This is a genomic window from Shewanella sp. 38A_GOM-205m (assembly GCF_000518445.1).
In the GTDB taxonomy this organism is placed as follows: domain Bacteria; phylum Pseudomonadota; class Gammaproteobacteria; order Enterobacterales; family Shewanellaceae; genus Shewanella; species Shewanella algae.
Genome location: NZ_JADP01000015.1, coordinates 31,845 through 48,207, shown reverse-complemented (window position 1 = coordinate 48,207; position 16,363 = coordinate 31,845). Strand labels below are relative to the sequence as shown.

The following is a 16,363-nucleotide window of genomic DNA, read 5'->3' as shown; positions in this document are numbered from 1 at the left end:
TAAAATGAAGTTAACTGCCGAAATCAGCATGTATCCGCTCCACGATGAGTATCTGGAGCCTATTCAATGGTTTATCAAGCGCCTGGACAGTTATGCCAACATAGAGAGAACCACCAATGCCATGGCTACTCAGGTGTGCGGTGATTATGCCGAGGTGATGGCCATGCTGGCCACTGAGATGCAGGCAGCGCACGAGAAATTTGGCAAGGCGGTGTTTGTCTGTAAATTTATCGGCGGTGAGCTGAACTTGGGCCACAGGGAATAACCCATGAGTGAATTCTGGCACTGGCTCGCCGAGGCCGGCTCTCAGGCCCAGGGTATGGGCGCCTGGGAAGCGGTAGCTGTGGTATTGGCCTTGGCCTATCTGCTGCTGGCCATGAAAGCCAATATCTGGTGTTGGGCGGCAGCCTTTGCCAGCACCGCCATCTACACTGTGCTGTTCTGGAAAGTCGCGCTGCTGATGGAGTCAGTGCTCAATGTCTATTACATGGCGATGGCGCTGTACGGATACTGGCTCTGGCGCCGGGGTGGGGAAAACCATCAAGGAGTGGCCGTGACCTCCTGGCCCTGGCAGCGGCACCTGGTACTGATTTTGTTGACTGGGTTGGTGTCTCTGTTTGTCGGTCATATGATGGCGACTTTCACTCAGGCAGCCTTTCCCTACCTGGATGCAGCAACCAGCTGTTTTGCTGTGATGACGACTTTTCTGGTGGCGCGCAAGGTGCTGGAAAACTGGCTCTATTGGGTGGTTATTGATCTGGTGTCCATCTATCTCTATTTAAGCAAGGGCTTGATGTTGACCTCACTCTTGTTTGTGCTCTACGTGGGGATGGCGGTAGCCGGATACTTTATCTGGCGCGCCAGAGCCCAGGAGTCCCGCGGTCGCGACTCCTCACAGCTTGAAAGCGGCGCGGCATGAAAGGCAAACCGCTGACAGCACTTGAAACCAGTCTGGGTGAAGGTTTGAGCTGCGAGCTCAACGCCGCCCTCAAGCGGCTACAGTTGTGGCCGCTTGAGGGGGCCAAGCCGCTCACCCTTGGGCTAAGCAACCAAAACTGGCTCTTGCAGGCCGGTAGCGAGTCAATAGTGCTGAGAGTCAATTCCCCGGGCTCAGACCGTATCTGCGACAGAAACAACGAACTGGCATGTTGGCGGGTTGCCGAGAAGGCGAACCTGGCACCAGGGCTGATTTGGGTCAGCGCTGACAAGGGGTTATATCTGAGCCGCTTTATCGAACAAGCGCCGCAAGCCAACTGGCAGCAGTTACTCGCATCCAAAGGTGCGGCCGAGATCGCAAGCGCGGCTCAAAAAGCCTATGTAAACTCAAAGAGCCTCTCTAGCCTGCCTGAGCGCAAACATGAATCTAAACATGAGCCTAAACATGAATTGGGCTCAGGCGCTGTATTGGTAGCCAAGCAAGGCAAATCACCTCAGGCTTTACTGCTGGAGTTGCTGCTGGGGCTGAGAGCAATGCCGGCCCCCAAGCTCGAAATCAGTGTTGCCGAGCAGTGGCGCATCTATCTGGAGCGGCTCGATGATATGGCACTGAGCCGGGTGCAGCCTTCAAGCTGGCAACAGCGGCTCATGCAACTTCACTCGGCCCAAGGGTTATTCGAGCAGTGCAACACTCGGCTGGAGGCCTGTCTGCTGAGGCCTCAGTATTGTCACAGGGATCTCAATCCTCATAACCTGTTGCTGGCCGAGGATGGACTCAAGTGCGTCGATTTTGAATATGCCTGCGCTTCCCACCCGCTGTTTGAGTTGGCCGGGGTGCTGTCATCCCATCAATTGGGCGCCGAGGGGCAACAGTGGCTCATTTATCACTATCTTGAGCAGCATCCGCATTTAACCGGCGATGCCCACCTGGCCGTGGCTGCAGCCGTCGATGTCTACTGGCTGTTTGCCTGCTGCTGGGCCTTGCAGATGGCCTGGGACAATCAGCAGCAGTCTTATCTCGACTGGTTTGATGACTTCTGGCATCTTGTAAAGCATCAATGAGTCAGGCAGGGAAGCTGTCGCCTGGCCTTAGCCAACTTAAAGTATTTAATGGATGAAACGCATTGTTATTGCCCTGGCGCTGCTTATTGCGCTCAGTGCCTGCTCCACCAAGGTCAGCTATTATTTCCTCGATTGGGCCATAGAGTGGCAGCTGGAAGATTATGTCACTCTCGACCGGCAACAGGAGCAGGCGTTTGACGCCATTCTCGACCCTTTTCTCGCCTGGCATCGCAGCCAGGAGTTACCCAGATACAGTGCCCAGTTAAAAACACTGCAAACCGAGCTTGCCGATGGCACTTTAACGCCACAGAGTTGGCGCCATCATGTGGATATGGCAAGAGATCACTGGTTTCGGCTGTTTGCCCAGGTGTTTGACGATCTTTTGCCCCTTATCGCTTCTTTGAGTGACAAGCAGGTCGCCCAGGTGAAAGCCAAACTGGAGGCCGATGAGCAGGAGCTGGTGGATGAATACAAGGACAAGAACCAGGAACAACTGATTAAAGATGCGGATGAACGGCTGGAGGAGCTGTTTGCCGATTGGCTGGGGCGTTTGAGTGAGCAGCAAAAGGCCCTGATCCATGAGCACAACAGCCGCCGACTGGCGACCTTGGATATGTGGCTCGAGTATCGTCACGAGTGGCTCCGGCAGTTCAAACAAGCCTTGCTGCAACGCAGTGATTCTGACTTGTTGGCGCAGCGCTTGCGGCTGCTGATGACATCGCCCGATGAGCTCAAGTCTGATGTGCACAAGCAGAAATTGGCGCAGAACACGGAAAACTTCGGCATGCTGTTGTTGCAACTGCACCAGAGCCTGAGTGAGCGCCAGCAAAAGCACTTCAAGCGTAAGCTGGGCAACTTGATTGACGATCTGGATGAGCTGAGTCAGGCATAGCCCTGAGCTTATGGGATCGTAAAGCGAGTCTTTGAGTTGTAGAACGGGCATGGGGCTTGTTCGCACATTTCTAAACTAAAGACTGAAATAAAATCGCTTATTGCCGGGTCAACTGCAGCATGACAGGAATACTCCCCGAATAAGGAGGTTTTCATGCAAGCCATCATTCAAACCTATGCGGCATTTTTGAAATCACTGCGCCAATTCGATGGCCTGGCACCGTTGGCATTGCGGCTCTATCTGGCGCCGGTGCTGGTGCAGGCCGGTTACAATAAACTCAGCCACTTCAGCGACACAGCGGCCTGGTTCGGTAATCCGGACTGGGGGCTGGGCTTGCCCATGCCTGAAGTGATGGTGGCGCTGGCGGCCGGGACCGAATTTTTTGGTGGCTTGTTGCTTCTGCTCGGGTTGGCCACTCGGCTGGTGGCAATCCCCATGAGTATTACCATGTTGGTGGCGGCCTTCAGTGTGCACTGGTCCAACGGCTGGCTGGCGATTGCCGACCCCTCATCCTGGCTCGCAAACGACAGGGTGATGGCTTCGGTGGAGAAGCTTGAGCGGGCCAAGGGGATACTGCAGGAGCACGGCAATTACGACTGGCTTACCAGTTCGGGTAACCTGGTGATCCTCAACAACGGCATTGAGTTTGCGGCCACCTATTTCATTATGCTGTTGGTATTGCTGTTTATGGGCGGCGGCCGTTACACCAGTGTGGACTATTTTATTGGCCGTAAATGGCTGCCCAAAACCGCTAACCTCGGCTGATTGTTGCTTAAAACAAGTCGTCCGGCTTTTTTGCCTCTGGCGATCCGGGGCGGATTTGGTATCCTGTGAAGTCATTGATATCTCAGCTGAGGATCGCGCATTGGACGCACTTACTCTTCTTCTTACCCGTCAATCATGTCCACGACTGCAGGCTCCGGCGCCGAATGAGGCGCAACTGAAAATTATCCTGGATGCTGCGGCCAGAGTACCGGATCACGGTGGCCTGGCGCCCTGGGAGTTTATTATTGCTACCGGCGAAGGGCTCAATCGCCTGGCGGATATTTTTGTGGCGGCCGCAACAGCAGATGGTGCCGACGAGGGCTTTATCAACAAGGCTGCCGGTATGCCGCTCAGGGCGCCTATGGTGATAACCGTGGTTGCCAAGACCAAAGATCATCCCAAGGTCCCTGAGCTGGAGCAGCAATTGGCAGCCGGCTGCGCCGTGATGGCGATGCAGCAGGCCGCATTTGCCCAGGGGCTGGGCGGAATATGGCGCACTGGTGCCTTTGCCTTTGACTCTACGGTCAATACGGCGTTGGGGCTCGATGGCAGCGATCAGATAGTGGGCTTTCTCTATCTGGGCACCCCTGTGGTTGAAGCGCCGCTCAAAGCCACCAAAGAGGGCAGCGCCTTTGCCCGCTATCTCTGATAGCTGCCGGACACTCAATGGCGGAAAACTTGCCATGGGCCAAGCTCATGGCATCAAGCTATTTTACTCAGTTGCCTACCGCAACCCCCACCTCCAGGCGCTCGAACCAGTCGAGAAACTCAGGTATCTGCTCGCCCCTGAATATCCGCCCGTGCTGCGGACATAAATAGTCCAGCTCCAGCTCTCTCACTCTGGCTATCCAGTCCTGCTTGGCGCGGTTGGAGGGCATCCATCTTTGATGGAAAAAGCGCATCTTCTCGGTGTGACGGCCAAAGTCATCGACAAATAGCCCGGCATCCGTGTCTTCCAGTGCCGCACCTATATCGCCCGACATCAGCACTTTGCCGACAGGGTCGTAGACATGAAAATTGCCGGAAGCGTGCAGATAATGGGCCGGGATAAACTGCACCTCTACGCCATCGAGCGTCAGCTTGCCGCCTTGATCTTTAATGGCCTGGTATTGGATATGCTCCATCCCGAAATGGCGGATGAAACCTTCCCAAATCCAGGGCGCGTGCAGCTGGGCCCGCTCTAGCGTCTGATCCCACAACCCCAGGGATGAGATGATATCGGGATCCTGATGGGAGGCGAATAGATGGGTGAGCTGCTCTATGGGGATGTGACAAACCACATTGGCCAGCATGGGGGCAAATAGCTCTATGCCACCAGGGTCCATCAGCAGAGCCTGCTCGGCAGTGACCAACATATATTGATTGGTGTCTATGATGCCATCGGGTTTGTCCGGATCCCGGCCAAAATAGATCCATTTGTGGCTATGGGTTTCCAACAAGAGTTGGCTCTTCATCCCTGTACTCCCTTATTGTTCAAGTAATTGAATCGCCTTATCTACCTGAGTGCGGATCGCGCCGGCAGCAGCATCGACCCGGTTGGCAACATGGTTGAAAGTGGCCTGGTCGGCGGGCTTTATCCGGCAGGCTTCGATGCGGCACAGCGAGGCCAGCACTTTAGCGGTTTTCAGCTGCTGGCAGAGCTCTTCCAGTTGCAATTCAATATCCAGGCTCAGGCGTTTGCACTGCTGCTCAAGGGCCGTAAAGTGTTGGCTGTTCTTCTCCAGCGCCGGCATGATGCTGTCGCCATAACGGGCTTTGCGGGCTTTCTCCCTGGCGCGGGCAAATTGCAGCATCGCCTTGCGGACTCTGGTCTGCTCGCTGGTCAGGCGGCTGATGGTCTGTGCCAGATGATTGATTCTCGCGGCTGAGTGGGTGGTGAAATGCGCCAGTTCGTCGATGGAATGGGTTAGCGCCTTAAAGCCCAGCGCCATGCTGCCGGCACGAATCGATGCTGCCTGGGCATTGCTGGCGATGATATTGATCTCTTTGCAGTGGCCCTGAGTCTTTTCCAGTTCGGCGGCTATGATGGCGGCACGAACATAGAACTGACGCGTTGGTTGACGTTCTGATCCCATAATTCACTGTTTTACAGTCATAATCCTGTTTGAGAGTATAGAAGATAATTAACTTCCCCACAGGCGCGAGCTGATTTTTCCCATCAATGGGTTCAAGCTACAACTTAAGCGCTTGAATTTGCACCCTGTTTAGCTTGAGAGTCTCTTTGATAATATATGTTTAGTGTTGTAACTATATGAATTGAAAGTTTTATTTTGATTGTCAGCCCAAATCGAATGCTCTAGTATCCGCAGCTATCAGAATCGGCCCCCGCTTTATTCAAGTGGGGGCTTTTTAGGTTGTGGCTTTGTCAGTAAGCAGGCAACGACAGCCGCAGCATTTCAGAGAGGATACCCATTTGGTTTCGCTGTTAAACGACGAACTATTGGACAGGATTGCCGATGCACTTACGGACAAGGGATACATAGTGCTTGAGGATGTGCTGCCGGAAACGTTGAGTAGCGCATTGCTGGATAAGGTCAACCACTCGCCGGTAGAGAGTTTTCGCTGGGCTGAAATCGGCCGTGGCAATGAGCGTGTTCGCGAGCAGGAGATACGTTCAGACAGGATCCGCTGGTTGAATGAAGCACAACAACCGGATGCCGACTATTTGGAATACATGGCCTGCTTGCGTCATGGGCTTAACCGGCGCCTGTTTATGGGGCTATTCGATTATGAAAGCCATTACGCCTTTTATCGCCCTGGTACTTTTTACCGTAAACACCTGGATGCGCTGCGGGGCAGTCGCAACCGGATCTTGACCACGGTATTTTTCCTTAACCCCGACTGGCAACAGGGTGATGGTGGTGAGCTGATGCTCTATGAAGAGGACGACGCTCTGCTTGAGCAGATCCCGCCGAGAATGGGCACTCTGGTGATCTTCCTGAGCGAGCGTTTCCCCCATGAAGTGCGGCCAACCCATAAAGATCGCGCCAGCATAGCCGGTTGGTTCCGGGTTGCCGCTAGTTATGAATTGTTGTAACTGGCACGATATTCGGCCGGGGTTAACCCGGCCAACGTTTTACTATTCTGAGCGCTTATATTGTTGGGGTTAATTCTGATGTATCAAACGGAATTGCTTGACATAAATTATGATGGCCGTTCATAAGGCCAGCGATAAACTTTTCCATAATACTAACATCAAAAAATACCGTATTTGACTCTTTCACCCTAAAAACCAAACGTTTATGTAATGGAATAAGCTCGAGTTTTTCCGGGCATATAGCTAGACGAGAAACAATAGGTGGTCTGTGGGGCTTTGGATTTTGAATAATTCTACTACGCTCAGTATCTATAACGTCAATGACATTCTTTATTGATACTATGTACCTTTCTGTAAGAAGTTCATTTTCAATGAGCAAACTTGCTGGATATATCTCCACACCATAAGGGTCAAATGACATTATTAGTTTAGCAACTTCTTTGGATACGAGCTTATCACCTTTTTCAACGATATCAGGAATCTCAGTACTATCTGATATCTCTAGATCCTCCCAAGTTATGGGTGAACGAGAAGAGCAAGGTATATATTCATTGGTGGCATAAAAGTAACTTCTCTCATCAACCTCTTTAAACATACAATCAGACTCGTCGAAGTCCTCGGATAGGGTCCCTAAATTAAAACATTTCTTGCTCATCATTCTGCCTTCGACTGCAATTATTCAACTGTCATGACTCTATTACCGTCTCTATATAGTGATTCAAGGGAAGCACGAATTCAACTTGGAAGTGCGACTCCGTCTATGTGATCAGAAGGTTCTTCAGGAGCACCATCTCAGGTTGCTTCAATTCAATCTATATAGTGAGCAGAAGCGTGCTGGTCAACAGTTGATGCCTCAGTCCGTTCAAGCATGCGTGTTGCACTTATTGACTGCAGCCCTGGCTGATATTCAGCGGGTCAAAAGGCCGGGTTTTCCCGTCAGATTGACAGAGTTCAGCTGGCTTGCTGCAGAAACCGTTTGTTAACATTTTCTCTGGTTTAATGATTTATTCATGTTAGTCTGGTAATCAAACAAGTGTTAAATCATCATCTTGCATTATTAGGGAGGCAAATCATGGGACTGGAAGCATGCTTGACCGGAGAACATGTGATCCTCGAACCTTTGAGTCAGGATCATCTGCCGGCGTTGTCGCTGGCGGTCGCCGATGGTGAGTTGTGGCGCTTGTGGTACACCAGCGTGCCGCATCCGGATGAGATGAAGGAGTATATCCAGCAGGCTTTGGATAGTGAGCAGCGCGGTGAAGCCTTGGCCTTTGCGGTACGTAGCCGAGGCAGCGGTGCAATTGTCGGTTGTACCCGCATTTGCAACTGGGATCAGGCCAACCGCCGGCTGGAGATAGGGTATACCTGGTATGCCAAGAGCGTGCAGCGCAGCGCCATCAATACCGAAACCAAGCTGTTGTTGCTGGAGTACGCCTTCGAGACCCTGGATGTGATGGCGGTGGAGTTCAGAACCCATTTTCACAACCAAGCTTCACGGGAAGCCATCACCCGCCTGGGAGCCAAGCAAGATGGCATCTTACGAAACCACAGACTGCTCAAGGACGGCAGTGTCAGGGATACAGTGGTCTACTCCATCATTGACAGCGAATGGCCTGAGGTGAAACAAGGCCTCAAGGACAGGCTGGCATTTTACAGTGATCAGTACCATGCCGAACTCGCACAGTGAGTGAGCGCCACTTAGGACAATAGAATTGAAGGGAAATCATTCATGCTAAAGCAAGTTATTCGGGCACAGTCACAGGATGCCGAGATTATCTCACCGCTGTTTGATGAGTATCGCCGGTTTTATGGATATCCCAGCGAGCCCGAACTGGCGTTAAGCTTTATCAGCCAAAGGCTTAAGCGGGATGAATCCGTGATTTTTTATCTGCCGGATGAGCAAAACCAAGCCTTGGGGTTTGTGCAGCTCTATCCCGGCTTTTCTTCGCTGCAGGCGGCGCCGCTGCTTATCCTCAATGATATTTATGTCACTCAGCATGCCAGGTGTGTCGGCATAGGTCGTGCGCTGCTCGATGCCACGCTGAGTTACGCCAAAGCACAGGGCATTGATGAATTGATCCTCGAAACCCAGCGTAATAATGTCAGGGCTCAGGCGCTCTATGAGTCCATTGGTTTTGTCCGGGACAATGAATTTTTCCACTACAGTCTGACCCTAAAACCTTGAAATTCATCAGGCACTAAAGTAGCTTGCCTTCATTGATATCAAGAGGATCACCAAGATGTCCCATAAAACTGCTTTGTCTGTCTTTGCCGCCATCGGCTTGTTTTCCAGTGCCAATGTGTTCGCCGGCCCCGCCGAGGAGGCCTTTAGCGCCGAGTTGCAGCAATGCGCCGCCTATTATCAGATAAGTTCTGAAGCCATAGCAGCAATGAATGCACCGCAGATGGCCGCCGTTGGAGATAGACTGAAACAATCTGCCAAGGATGCCGAGGCTTTGGCCGCCCAGTACAGTTCGGCGCAGGATGCCGAGAAGGGCGTGGCTGCGGCCCGTGCCGAAATGCTGGAAACCATGGGTAACAGCAAGAGTTTGGGTGGTTTGATGAGTCAATACAAAGACAGCTGCAAAACCATCTTGGCCGAGCCGCAAAAGCGCCTCGACTACTGGATAATGGCCAACATGTGATGCAATAAAATGCGGCTGCAGCCTGTCTCTTTGTCCATGGGAGGGAGGCACTATGCTTTTGAGTCTGTTATTGGCTGCTTTTATCATCTTGCTCGCGCTGGTAATTGAGTTCTGGCCCAGGATCCGCTCCAAAGCCCGCGAACGCCGGCAAGGGGCAGCTTGGGCGCAGGAAAACCATGGCCGTGTCAGCGGGCGTGAATATCAGGACTGCTTTGCGGATCTCAGCTTTGCGCCCTTCTTGCTTACTGCTACTCTGGCCTTGATCGCCTGCGCATTTGAACTAATGCCGGCAACTTATGTGTTTGGTTTAATACTCTTTATTGTTCTCAACCTACTTCTCTTGATGGTCTGGCATCTCTATGCCAGACTGCTTGGCGGGCAAAAAAGTGGCCAGAGCCTGTTGCCGCCGCTGCTTTACGGCCTCGCGGCCCTGTTTGCCTGGATAGGGGCTATGCCATAAGTCAGGCCATAAGTCAGGCCCTAAGCCCGATTCCAAGGCAAGAATTCATGAGCCCGGCCCGAATTACACCAAGAGGTGTTGCATCGGCCTCAAGCTGTTTGAGGTCATCACAGCATTGGTTCTCGGGCGCTGAAATGTCAGCTTACAATTAGCTTGCGGTCCGGCGCTGGAATTTGGCATTAAATAGGGAACTTGCACCTTTATCCAAGGTTCAAAGCTGCAGACAATAACAAGGAGTGGTTGAGCGCCGGTCGCAATACCCACCAAGAGCAATGATAAAGCTTCAACAACTTTGCAAAACCTATCAGATGGGCGACGCCTGTGTGCGTGCGCTTGATGAAGTCAGTTTCGACATTCAAGCCAATGAATTTGTGGCGATCATGGGGCCATCGGGTTCAGGCAAGTCGACGCTGATGAATATCATCGGCTGCCTGGATAAACCCAGCAGCGGCAGTTACCTGCTCAATGGCGAAGAGGTGGGACAACTGGATGATGATGCCTTGTCTGCGGTGCGTAACCGCCAGATAGGTTTCGTGTTCCAGAGTTTTCACCTCTTGCCGAGACTCACGGCGCTGCAAAATGTGATGCTGCCGCTGAGATACAGTCCAGAAGGGCAGGGCGATGAAACCCACGCTATAGAGTTACTGAGGCGTGTTGGGCTGGGAGAGCGACTGGATCACAGGCCCAACCAACTCTCGGGCGGTCAGCGTCAGCGGGTGGCGATAGCCCGCTCCCTGGTCAATCGCCCGGCCATTTTGCTGGCCGATGAGCCCACCGGGGCGCTGGACAGCAAGACTTCGCTTGAGATCATGGCGCTGTTTACCGAGCTGCATGCCGCAGGGCAAACCATTATTCTGGTGACCCACGAAGAGGAAGTGGCCGCTTACGCCCAGCGGATTATCCGCATGCGTGATGGTTGCCTGCAGAGTGACAGGAGGGCTAATGCGGCTTGATTCTCTTTTACTTTTAAGCCTAGCGGTTTCTGGCCTTACTTTTTCAAGCTTGGCTGTTTCAGAAATCGCTATACCGGCGGCAGCCGGATCACCCTCTTCTTCATTCGGGGCGCCAGGGGGCAAGGTGACGGACGCCAAGTCGCAGCCCGCCGCGCAGCTGCTACTGACAGGTAAAGTCAGTTCCGCCAAGTCGCAGACTTTCAGCGTTCCCAAGGCCGGTGATGCCTGGCGCTATCAAATTCAGTGGATGTTACCCGAGGGCTCTTTGGTGTCCCCCGGGCAAGTGGTGGTGGTGTTTGACAAGAGTCAGGTGGCCAACCAGATAGAACAGTTGGAAGCCAGCATGCTCAGGGTGTCGGCGCAGGAGCAGAGCCAGTCCATAGAGCTCAAGTCCAAGGTATTGCAAGCCAGATTTGAGCTGAAAAAGCAGTTACTGGAGCAGGAAAAGGCGCAATTGGTAGCGGCCGTGCCGGCGGATTTTATTGCTGTCAAGGAGTACGCCGACAATCAGTTCAAGCTGCTGCAGATAAACGCCGAGGTGACCAAGGCCAAGCAAGCACTGGCCGAAGCTCTGGATACCGAGAAGGCGACTCTGGCACAGCTGAAGATTGACAAGGAAAAGGCGGCGCTCGAGCTGGCCCAGGCATTCAAGGACTTGGACAGCCTGGAGCTGAAAGCCGAAATCGCCGGCCCCTTGCTGCTTGGACGGGACCCTTGGAGCAACAAAAAATTCGAGGTGGGGGATACGGTGCAAGTGGGGCGACAAATTGCCACTGTGCCAGCCATGGAAGATCTGGAGGTGATCGCCTGGGTCAATGAAGTGGACGTGGATCGCCTGAGAGCCGGGCAAGCCGTCACCATGAGTTTGGATGCGGAAATTCAACGCACCTTTCCCGGACAAATAGCCAGTATCGGTCGCCAGGCCATCAATTTACCTGCCTGGGGCCGCAGTAACTGGTTTGAAGTCGGGATCCGTTTCAAGGCGCCTGAGGATATTGCCATGATCCCCGGCATGAGTGTGCTGGTAGAAACCGGAGGCAAACATGAAGCGCTTTAGTTTGGCCTGGCTGGCACTGCTTGCGCTGAGTGCCTGCAGTGATGGGGTGAGCACTCAGGTGGTGCAGGGGCCCCTGAGTCAAAAAATAGAAGTCACCGGTGAGCTGGTGGCGGCCGATACAGTGTCTTTAATGCCGCCTGTGATGCGGCGCATCTGGCAATACCAGGTCAAGCAACTGGCGCCCGAAGGCAGTGAGGTGGAAAGCGGCGAGATGGTGGCTCAGCTGGATACCTCGGAACTGACCCAGAGGCTGTCGGTCAAATCGGCCGAGCTTGAGGCTACGGTGCAGGACTTGCAGACCTCCAAGCTGCGTAATGCCAAGAAGATGGAAGAGCTCAAGTTGCAACTGGCGGAGGCCAAAATGGAGTTGGACAAGGCCGAGCGTAAGTTTGCCCTCTCTGATGACACAGTTGCGGCGCTGGATAAAGAAAAGTACCAGCGTGACGCGGTGATCGCCCGTGACAAGGTGGCTCTGGTGCAGCAACAACTGGTGCTTGAGGCCGAGAGCGCCCGGCAACGGGAAGCCATGCTCGACGGAGACCGGCAGAAGTTCGCTGCCGAAGTGGCGGCGCTGAAAAAGGGGATCGCCTCGATGACCTTGGTGGCGCCCCGTGCCGGTATGGTGGTTTATGGCAACGATCCTCAGGGCAACAAGCTCAAGGAGGGCCAATCTGTGTTTGCCGGTGATGTGGTGTTATCCATTCCTGATCTCGACAGCATGCAGGTCAATATGGCGATCCCTGAGGTAGAAGCCCGCAGAGTCAAACTGGGCCAGCAACTCAAGATCCGTCTGGATGCCAATCCTGATAAAGTCTTTACAGGGAAAATCAAAGAGTTGGGCGCAGTTTTTCGTAACAAAAGCCAGGAGGTTCCTCTGGTGGTGTTCGATGCGGTTGCCAGCATAGACGAGCCGGATACCGAGCTGATGCGCCCGGGAATGACCGCCAAGATCAGCATAGAAATTGCCGATGACAGCCAGCGTACTCTGGTGGCTCAGGATGCGGTGCATTACGAGGCCGGTCATCCTTATGTGCTGCTGGATGGGCTCTTGGGGGCTCGCAAACAGTCGGTGCGGGTTGGTGCCATGGGGGGCGATCAGGTAGAAATACTCTCCGGTTTGCAGGTGGGCGATGAGGTATTGCTGCCATGAAGAATCATTCGCTAATCGCTTGTGCCTTGATAACGCAGGCCTTGATAGCTTTGGCCTTGAGTGGCTGCCAACCGAGCGGCAACGATGGTGTGCTCACCATGACAGTCAGCCGCGGTGAGTTTCAGGTCAATATCCCCGCCAGCGGTGAGCTGGAAGCGGCGCAGTCCACTCCCGTTGTGGTGCCCACGGGGTTACGTGGGCCTCAGTCCCTGGCCTGGATCCAGAACAACTTTACCCAGGTCAAGGCCGGGGATGTGGTGGCCAGGCTCGATGATACCCGGGAGTCGTTTCGCTTGCAGATGGAAGCCTTCGACTTTGAACGCCTGGCTCAGGATGCACAGATCCAGACAGAGAAAGATCTCACCTTGAGCCAGAGTTTGACTCTGGGAAGCAAGGTTACAGGTAATGAGCGGGAGTTGGCCGAGCGCTTTTTCAGTGAAGATGAGCGGGTCTACACCAAAATCGACATTATAGATCAGATGCGCAACAAGGAATATCTGGATGCCAAGCTGGACTATTTTCAGTGGGGCGGCACCCAGCACCAGGCGCAGGCCGATGCCGAGCAGGCGCTTATCAAGCTGAAACAGAAAGGCCATCAGGCCAAGATGGACAGGTATCAGGGCAATCTGTCACAGATGGAGATCATTGCGCCGCACGATGGGCTGTTTGTCTATCAGGCTGGCTGGGATGGCGCCTTTCCTGTGGTGGGCGACATGATCTGGTCCGGATTCCCCATAGGTATATTGCCGGATACTTCCGTGATGCAGGCAAGGGTCTATGTGCTTGAATCGGAAGCTGTGGGGCTCGCCATCGGTAAGCAGGCCACCGTGACTCTGGATGCCTATCCTGAGCGGCCTTTTAGTGGCACAGTGACCCAGGTCGATGCGCTGGCTAAGCCCAAAGACAGAGATAGCCCGGTGAACTATTTCCAGTTCACCATCAGCCTGGATCAAACTTTGCCGGCCATTATGCAGCCGGGAAGACAAGTGAACGCCAAGGTACAGGTGCTGGATCTCAATGATGTATTGACTGTGCCCAATCAGGCCCTGTTTCAAAAAGACGGCCGCTACTGGGTGTTTCTCAAGCAGGGCGGCGGCTTTGTGCGCCGGGATGTGACTCCGGGGCACAGGTCCCTTAACCGCACCGAAATTACCGCCGGGCTCAATCCCGGTGATGTAATAGCCCTGACAACCCCACCCAAGAGGAGTCAGCTATGAGTCCGGTGATAGGGTTATGGCAAGGATTTGCCCAGGCGTTCGATGAGATGCGCCACCACAAACTGCGTACCGCCTTGACGTTGCTGGGGATGATATTCGGTGTCGGCGCCGTTATAGCCATGCTCAGCGTCGGTGAGGGTGCCGAGCGTGAAGCCTTGAAGATGATTGAATCCATGGGGGTTCGCAATCTGGTGGTCAACAGCCGCAGCAATGACGGCGAGGCGCTGAAATCGATTCGTGAACACAGTGTCGGTCTGAGCCTGCGTGATATCGACAGTGCCAGGGACACCTTGCCTTTTATCCAGGATTGGGGCGCCGCCAAGGAAGTAAAGGCCTTCAGCCTGTTTTCCGCCGAAGGGCGTAGCGATGCCAGTGTGATGGGAGTGACTCCCAGCTATTTTGGGCTGACGTCGCTCAAGCTCAGTGAAGGGCAGATTTTTACCGAGCAGGATCAAGTTTACTTTCGCCAGGTCGCCGTGTTGGGGCCAGAGGCGGCCCGCAGCCTGTTTCCCAAAGGCGATGCCCTTGGCAAGAACATCAAGGTTAACCATCAATGGTTTACCGTGGTGGGTATCTTGGCCGATGCCAATCGCGGTAAGTCCAAAATCCAGGGCGTCAAGCTTGGGGGCGAGCGCAATCAGGTGTTTATTCCACTGTCGAGCGCCCTGAAAAAGATGCAGTTCAAGGCGCTTGAGGATGAGCTGGACATGATTAAGCTGTCGCTCAGGGAAGAGGTTGAGCCTTCGCTGGCGGCCAAGAGCCTGAATCATCTGTTGCAGCGCCGTCATGGCGGTGAGAAGGACTATGACATAGTGGTGCCGGCCGACCTTCTGGCCCAACATCAGAAGACCCAACAGATCTTCAATATCGTCATGGCCTGTGTCGCCGGGATCTCGCTTCTGGTGGGCGGGATTGGCATTATGAACATTATGCTCGCCACCATTTTGGAGCGCACCGCCGAGATAGGTTTGCTGCGGGCGCTGGGAGCCAGGCGCAAGGATATCGCCCGGCAGTTTTTGATTGAAAGTATCGCCATTTCGGCTACCGGCGGTCTGTTTGGCATAGTCGTAGGGCTGGGACTGGCGCTGCTTATATCAACTGCGGCCGGTTGGCCTGTGGCTTGGTCTCCCTTTGCGATACTGCTGGCGCTTGGGGTTTGTATGAGTATTGGGGTCGGGTTTGGCCTCTATCCGGCGCAGAAAGCGGCCAAACTGGATCCCATTATTGCCTTGCAACGGGACTGACAGAGGGTTCTTTCTCCTCTGTCAGCGGCTTTGGCGCCATGGACGGTGCTCGCAAGGGCAGGCTGAACTGACGCGACAGCTTTTGCAGCACGCCTTCGGCTCGTAACGCTTCCAGAGTGGCTATCAGTTCGGTCTCTTTGATGGCGGCATCGCCCGCGAGCAGAATATGGTGGTCATAATGCTGCCCCCGGAGGTTGGATATCATCAATTGCCGGCGTTTATTGGGATACTTGGCCAGGTAGCGCTCCAGCATGGAACGGGTTAAGGGGGCGATATCTGCCCGCCCTTTGAGGATCCCCTGCAATACCTCATGATTACTGCTGACATAGCGCACTCTTTTAGGTGGGCCTCCGAGCTCCTGCCAGAGCCCGGGGTAATGATAACCTTCCACCAGTAACATCTGCTTATTGTTCAATTGGTTAAAAAACTGCTCGTCGCGATTTTTCTCTGCCTTGGCGATATAGATCTCACTGTCTTCAAATGGCAGTGGGATGAAGTGTGGCTGTGGGTTGAGTTTGCTCCAGCCCCACTGTGGGTTTTCAAACAACATCATCTGGAAACGGCCACGACTGAAGGCGGCGTATCTGTTGTGTATGCTGGTGGGAACAAACAGAAATCGATATTCGGGGTGTTTGGCGGCAATCGCATCGAGCAGCATGATACTCAAGCCGGAAGGTGGATGCTGATTGTGCAGCCGGATATAGGGCGGAAAATCATAACCGCCCACCAGGATAAGGGGCCTTGAGTCCCGAGACTCGGGCGTCTCAGTGGCTGCCTGCACTTGCGTGGGCAGCAACAGACAAGCCTGAAAGAGGCAAGCCAACAGCCACTGCCAAACAGGGGCTCTTCTTGATATCTTCCCGGCATGGAAACGTCCGACACACAAACCCTACCTCCAACTCTGCAGATCTGTTTGATCTTGTGATTAAATATAGGAACTTAATT

20 protein-coding genes are annotated in these 16,363 nt (G+C 53.8%); 16 read left to right on the top strand and 4 right to left on the bottom strand.

The features are described 5' to 3' along the window. The first annotated feature begins 4 nt into the window (after positions 1-4). The 6 genes from N512_RS0111750 (at position 5) to N512_RS0111725 (ending at position 4,304) form a co-directional block, all read left to right on the top strand. A complete protein-coding gene (locus N512_RS0111750; protein ID WP_025011199.1) occupies positions 5-265 on the top strand; it encodes a hypothetical protein in 261 nt (86 codons plus the stop codon). Positions 266-268: 3 nt separating this feature from the next. Next, the gene (pnuC, locus tag N512_RS0111745) at positions 269-919 is read left to right on the top strand and encodes a nicotinamide riboside transporter PnuC (RefSeq protein WP_025011200.1); all 651 of its coding nucleotides are present in this window, start codon (positions 269-271) and stop codon (positions 917-919) included. Beyond that, on the top strand, positions 916-1,998 hold the full coding sequence (locus tag N512_RS22915) for a phosphotransferase (protein ID WP_051472782.1): 1,083 nt from the start codon (positions 916-918) through the stop codon (positions 1,996-1,998). The genes pnuC and N512_RS22915 overlap by 4 nt, the downstream gene beginning before the upstream one ends. Before the next feature lie 52 nt (positions 1,999-2,050). Continuing rightward, positions 2,051-2,890, top strand: coding sequence for a DUF6279 family lipoprotein (locus N512_RS0111735; RefSeq protein WP_028780460.1), 840 nt, complete (start codon positions 2,051-2,053; stop codon positions 2,888-2,890). Positions 2,891-3,043: 153 nt separating this feature from the next. Then, positions 3,044-3,655, top strand: a complete 612-nt coding sequence (locus N512_RS0111730; RefSeq protein ID WP_051472781.1) for an HvfX family Cu-binding RiPP maturation protein — start codon at positions 3,044-3,046, stop codon at positions 3,653-3,655. Between the two features lie 100 nt (positions 3,656-3,755). Beyond that, positions 3,756-4,304, top strand: coding sequence for an NAD(P)H nitroreductase (locus N512_RS0111725; RefSeq protein WP_025887130.1), 549 nt, complete (start codon positions 3,756-3,758; stop codon positions 4,302-4,304). Positions 4,305-4,371: 67 nt separating this feature from the next. On the opposite strand, the gene N512_RS0111720 is transcribed toward N512_RS0111725, so the two are convergent. Both N512_RS0111720 and N512_RS0111715 read right to left on the bottom strand, forming a co-directional pair. After that, positions 4,372-5,109 carry an MBL fold metallo-hydrolase gene (locus N512_RS0111720; RefSeq protein WP_025011203.1) on the bottom strand — a complete coding sequence of 246 codons (738 nt, stop codon included), beginning with the start codon at positions 5,107-5,109 and terminating at the stop codon, positions 4,372-4,374. Positions 5,110-5,121: 12 nt separating this feature from the next. Next, complete coding sequence (locus N512_RS0111715) at positions 5,122-5,730, bottom strand: hypothetical protein (RefSeq protein WP_025011204.1); 609 nt, start codon at positions 5,728-5,730, stop codon at positions 5,122-5,124. Positions 5,731-6,068: 338 nt separating this feature from the next. Between N512_RS0111715 and N512_RS0111710 the strand changes: the two genes are divergently transcribed. Continuing rightward, complete coding sequence (locus tag N512_RS0111710; RefSeq protein ID WP_028780458.1) at positions 6,069-6,692, top strand: 2OG-Fe(II) oxygenase; 624 nt, start codon at positions 6,069-6,071, stop codon at positions 6,690-6,692. 55 nt (positions 6,693-6,747) lie between these two features. Here N512_RS0111710 and N512_RS22910 read toward each other — a convergent pair whose 3' ends face one another. After that, entirely contained in the window at positions 6,748-7,287 is a 540-nt protein-coding gene (locus tag N512_RS22910) for a hypothetical protein (protein ID WP_156029184.1), read from the bottom strand. A 477-nt stretch (positions 7,288-7,764) separates the two neighbouring features. Here N512_RS22910 and N512_RS0111700 point away from each other — a divergent pair, with 477 nt between their 5' ends. From N512_RS0111700 to N512_RS0111660, 9 genes are all read left to right on the top strand, one after another. Continuing rightward, positions 7,765-8,379: a GNAT family N-acetyltransferase gene (locus N512_RS0111700; RefSeq protein ID WP_028780457.1), complete on the top strand. Its 615-nt coding sequence runs from the start codon at positions 7,765-7,767 to the stop codon at positions 8,377-8,379. Positions 8,380-8,421: 42 nt separating this feature from the next. Continuing rightward, a complete protein-coding gene (locus N512_RS0111695; RefSeq protein WP_025887133.1) occupies positions 8,422-8,877 on the top strand; it encodes a GNAT family N-acetyltransferase in 456 nt (151 codons plus the stop codon). Between the two features lie 55 nt (positions 8,878-8,932). Continuing rightward, the gene (locus N512_RS0111690; RefSeq protein WP_051472779.1) at positions 8,933-9,337 is read left to right on the top strand and encodes a hypothetical protein; all 405 of its coding nucleotides are present in this window, start codon (positions 8,933-8,935) and stop codon (positions 9,335-9,337) included. A 52-nt stretch (positions 9,338-9,389) separates the two neighbouring features. Further along, positions 9,390-9,797, top strand: coding sequence for a hypothetical protein (locus tag N512_RS0111685; protein ID WP_028780455.1), 408 nt, complete (start codon positions 9,390-9,392; stop codon positions 9,795-9,797). Positions 9,798-10,069: 272 nt separating this feature from the next. After that, complete coding sequence (locus N512_RS0111680) at positions 10,070-10,750, top strand: ABC transporter ATP-binding protein (protein WP_028780454.1); 681 nt, start codon at positions 10,070-10,072, stop codon at positions 10,748-10,750. Positions 10,751-10,874: 124 nt separating this feature from the next. Next, positions 10,875-11,807, top strand: a complete 933-nt coding sequence (locus tag N512_RS0111675) for an HlyD family secretion protein (protein WP_231473571.1) — start codon at positions 10,875-10,877, stop codon at positions 11,805-11,807. Then, positions 11,794-12,957: an efflux RND transporter periplasmic adaptor subunit gene (locus N512_RS0111670; RefSeq protein ID WP_028780452.1), complete on the top strand. Its 1,164-nt coding sequence runs from the start codon at positions 11,794-11,796 to the stop codon at positions 12,955-12,957. Before N512_RS0111675 ends, N512_RS0111670 begins: the two co-directional genes overlap by 14 nt. Beyond that, the gene (locus tag N512_RS0111665) at positions 12,954-14,174 is read left to right on the top strand and encodes an efflux RND transporter periplasmic adaptor subunit (protein ID WP_025011213.1); all 1,221 of its coding nucleotides are present in this window, start codon (positions 12,954-12,956) and stop codon (positions 14,172-14,174) included. Before N512_RS0111670 ends, N512_RS0111665 begins: the two co-directional genes overlap by 4 nt. Next, positions 14,171-15,418 carry an ABC transporter permease gene (locus N512_RS0111660; protein ID WP_028780450.1) on the top strand — a complete coding sequence of 416 codons (1,248 nt, stop codon included), beginning with the start codon at positions 14,171-14,173 and terminating at the stop codon, positions 15,416-15,418. The genes N512_RS0111665 and N512_RS0111660 overlap by 4 nt, the downstream gene beginning before the upstream one ends. On the opposite strand, the gene N512_RS22905 is transcribed toward N512_RS0111660, so the two are convergent. Further along, positions 15,396-16,214 (bottom strand): substrate-binding periplasmic protein, encoded by an 819-nt coding sequence (locus tag N512_RS22905; RefSeq protein WP_197021451.1) that lies wholly within the window; start codon positions 16,212-16,214, stop codon positions 15,396-15,398. The genes N512_RS0111660 and N512_RS22905 overlap by 23 nt on opposite strands. Between the last annotated feature and the right edge of the window lie 149 nt (positions 16,215-16,363).

Excerpts from the sequence above, each read along its gene's own strand:
- N512_RS0111750 (WP_025011199.1), top strand. The coding sequence starts at position 5 with ATGAAGTTAACTGCCGAAATCAGCATGTATCCGCTCCACGATGAGTAT.
- pnuC (WP_025011200.1), top strand. The coding sequence starts at position 269 with ATGAGTGAATTCTGGCACTGGCTCGCCGAGGCCGGCTCTCAGGCCCAG.
- N512_RS22915 (WP_051472782.1), top strand. The coding sequence starts at position 916 with ATGAAAGGCAAACCGCTGACAGCACTTGAAACCAGTCTGGGTGAAGGT.
- N512_RS0111735 (WP_028780460.1), top strand. The coding sequence starts at position 2,051 with ATGAAACGCATTGTTATTGCCCTGGCGCTGCTTATTGCGCTCAGTGCC.
- N512_RS0111730 (WP_051472781.1), top strand. The coding sequence starts at position 3,044 with ATGCAAGCCATCATTCAAACCTATGCGGCATTTTTGAAATCACTGCGC.
- N512_RS0111720 (WP_025011203.1), bottom strand. The coding sequence starts at position 5,109 with ATGAAGAGCCAACTCTTGTTGGAAACCCATAGCCACAAATGGATCTAT.
- N512_RS0111715 (WP_025011204.1), bottom strand. The coding sequence starts at position 5,730 with ATGGGATCAGAACGTCAACCAACGCGTCAGTTCTATGTTCGTGCCGCC.
- N512_RS22910 (WP_156029184.1), bottom strand. The coding sequence starts at position 7,287 with ATGTTTAAAGAGGTTGATGAGAGAAGTTACTTTTATGCCACCAATGAA.
- N512_RS0111700 (WP_028780457.1), top strand. The coding sequence starts at position 7,765 with ATGGGACTGGAAGCATGCTTGACCGGAGAACATGTGATCCTCGAACCT.
- N512_RS0111695 (WP_025887133.1), top strand. The coding sequence starts at position 8,422 with ATGCTAAAGCAAGTTATTCGGGCACAGTCACAGGATGCCGAGATTATC.
- N512_RS0111690 (WP_051472779.1), top strand. The coding sequence starts at position 8,933 with ATGTCCCATAAAACTGCTTTGTCTGTCTTTGCCGCCATCGGCTTGTTT.
- N512_RS0111685 (WP_028780455.1), top strand. The coding sequence starts at position 9,390 with ATGCTTTTGAGTCTGTTATTGGCTGCTTTTATCATCTTGCTCGCGCTG.
- N512_RS0111680 (WP_028780454.1), top strand. The coding sequence starts at position 10,070 with ATGATAAAGCTTCAACAACTTTGCAAAACCTATCAGATGGGCGACGCC.
- N512_RS0111670 (WP_028780452.1), top strand. The coding sequence starts at position 11,794 with ATGAAGCGCTTTAGTTTGGCCTGGCTGGCACTGCTTGCGCTGAGTGCC.
- N512_RS0111665 (WP_025011213.1), top strand. The coding sequence starts at position 12,954 with ATGAAGAATCATTCGCTAATCGCTTGTGCCTTGATAACGCAGGCCTTG.
- N512_RS0111660 (WP_028780450.1), top strand. The coding sequence starts at position 14,171 with ATGAGTCCGGTGATAGGGTTATGGCAAGGATTTGCCCAGGCGTTCGAT.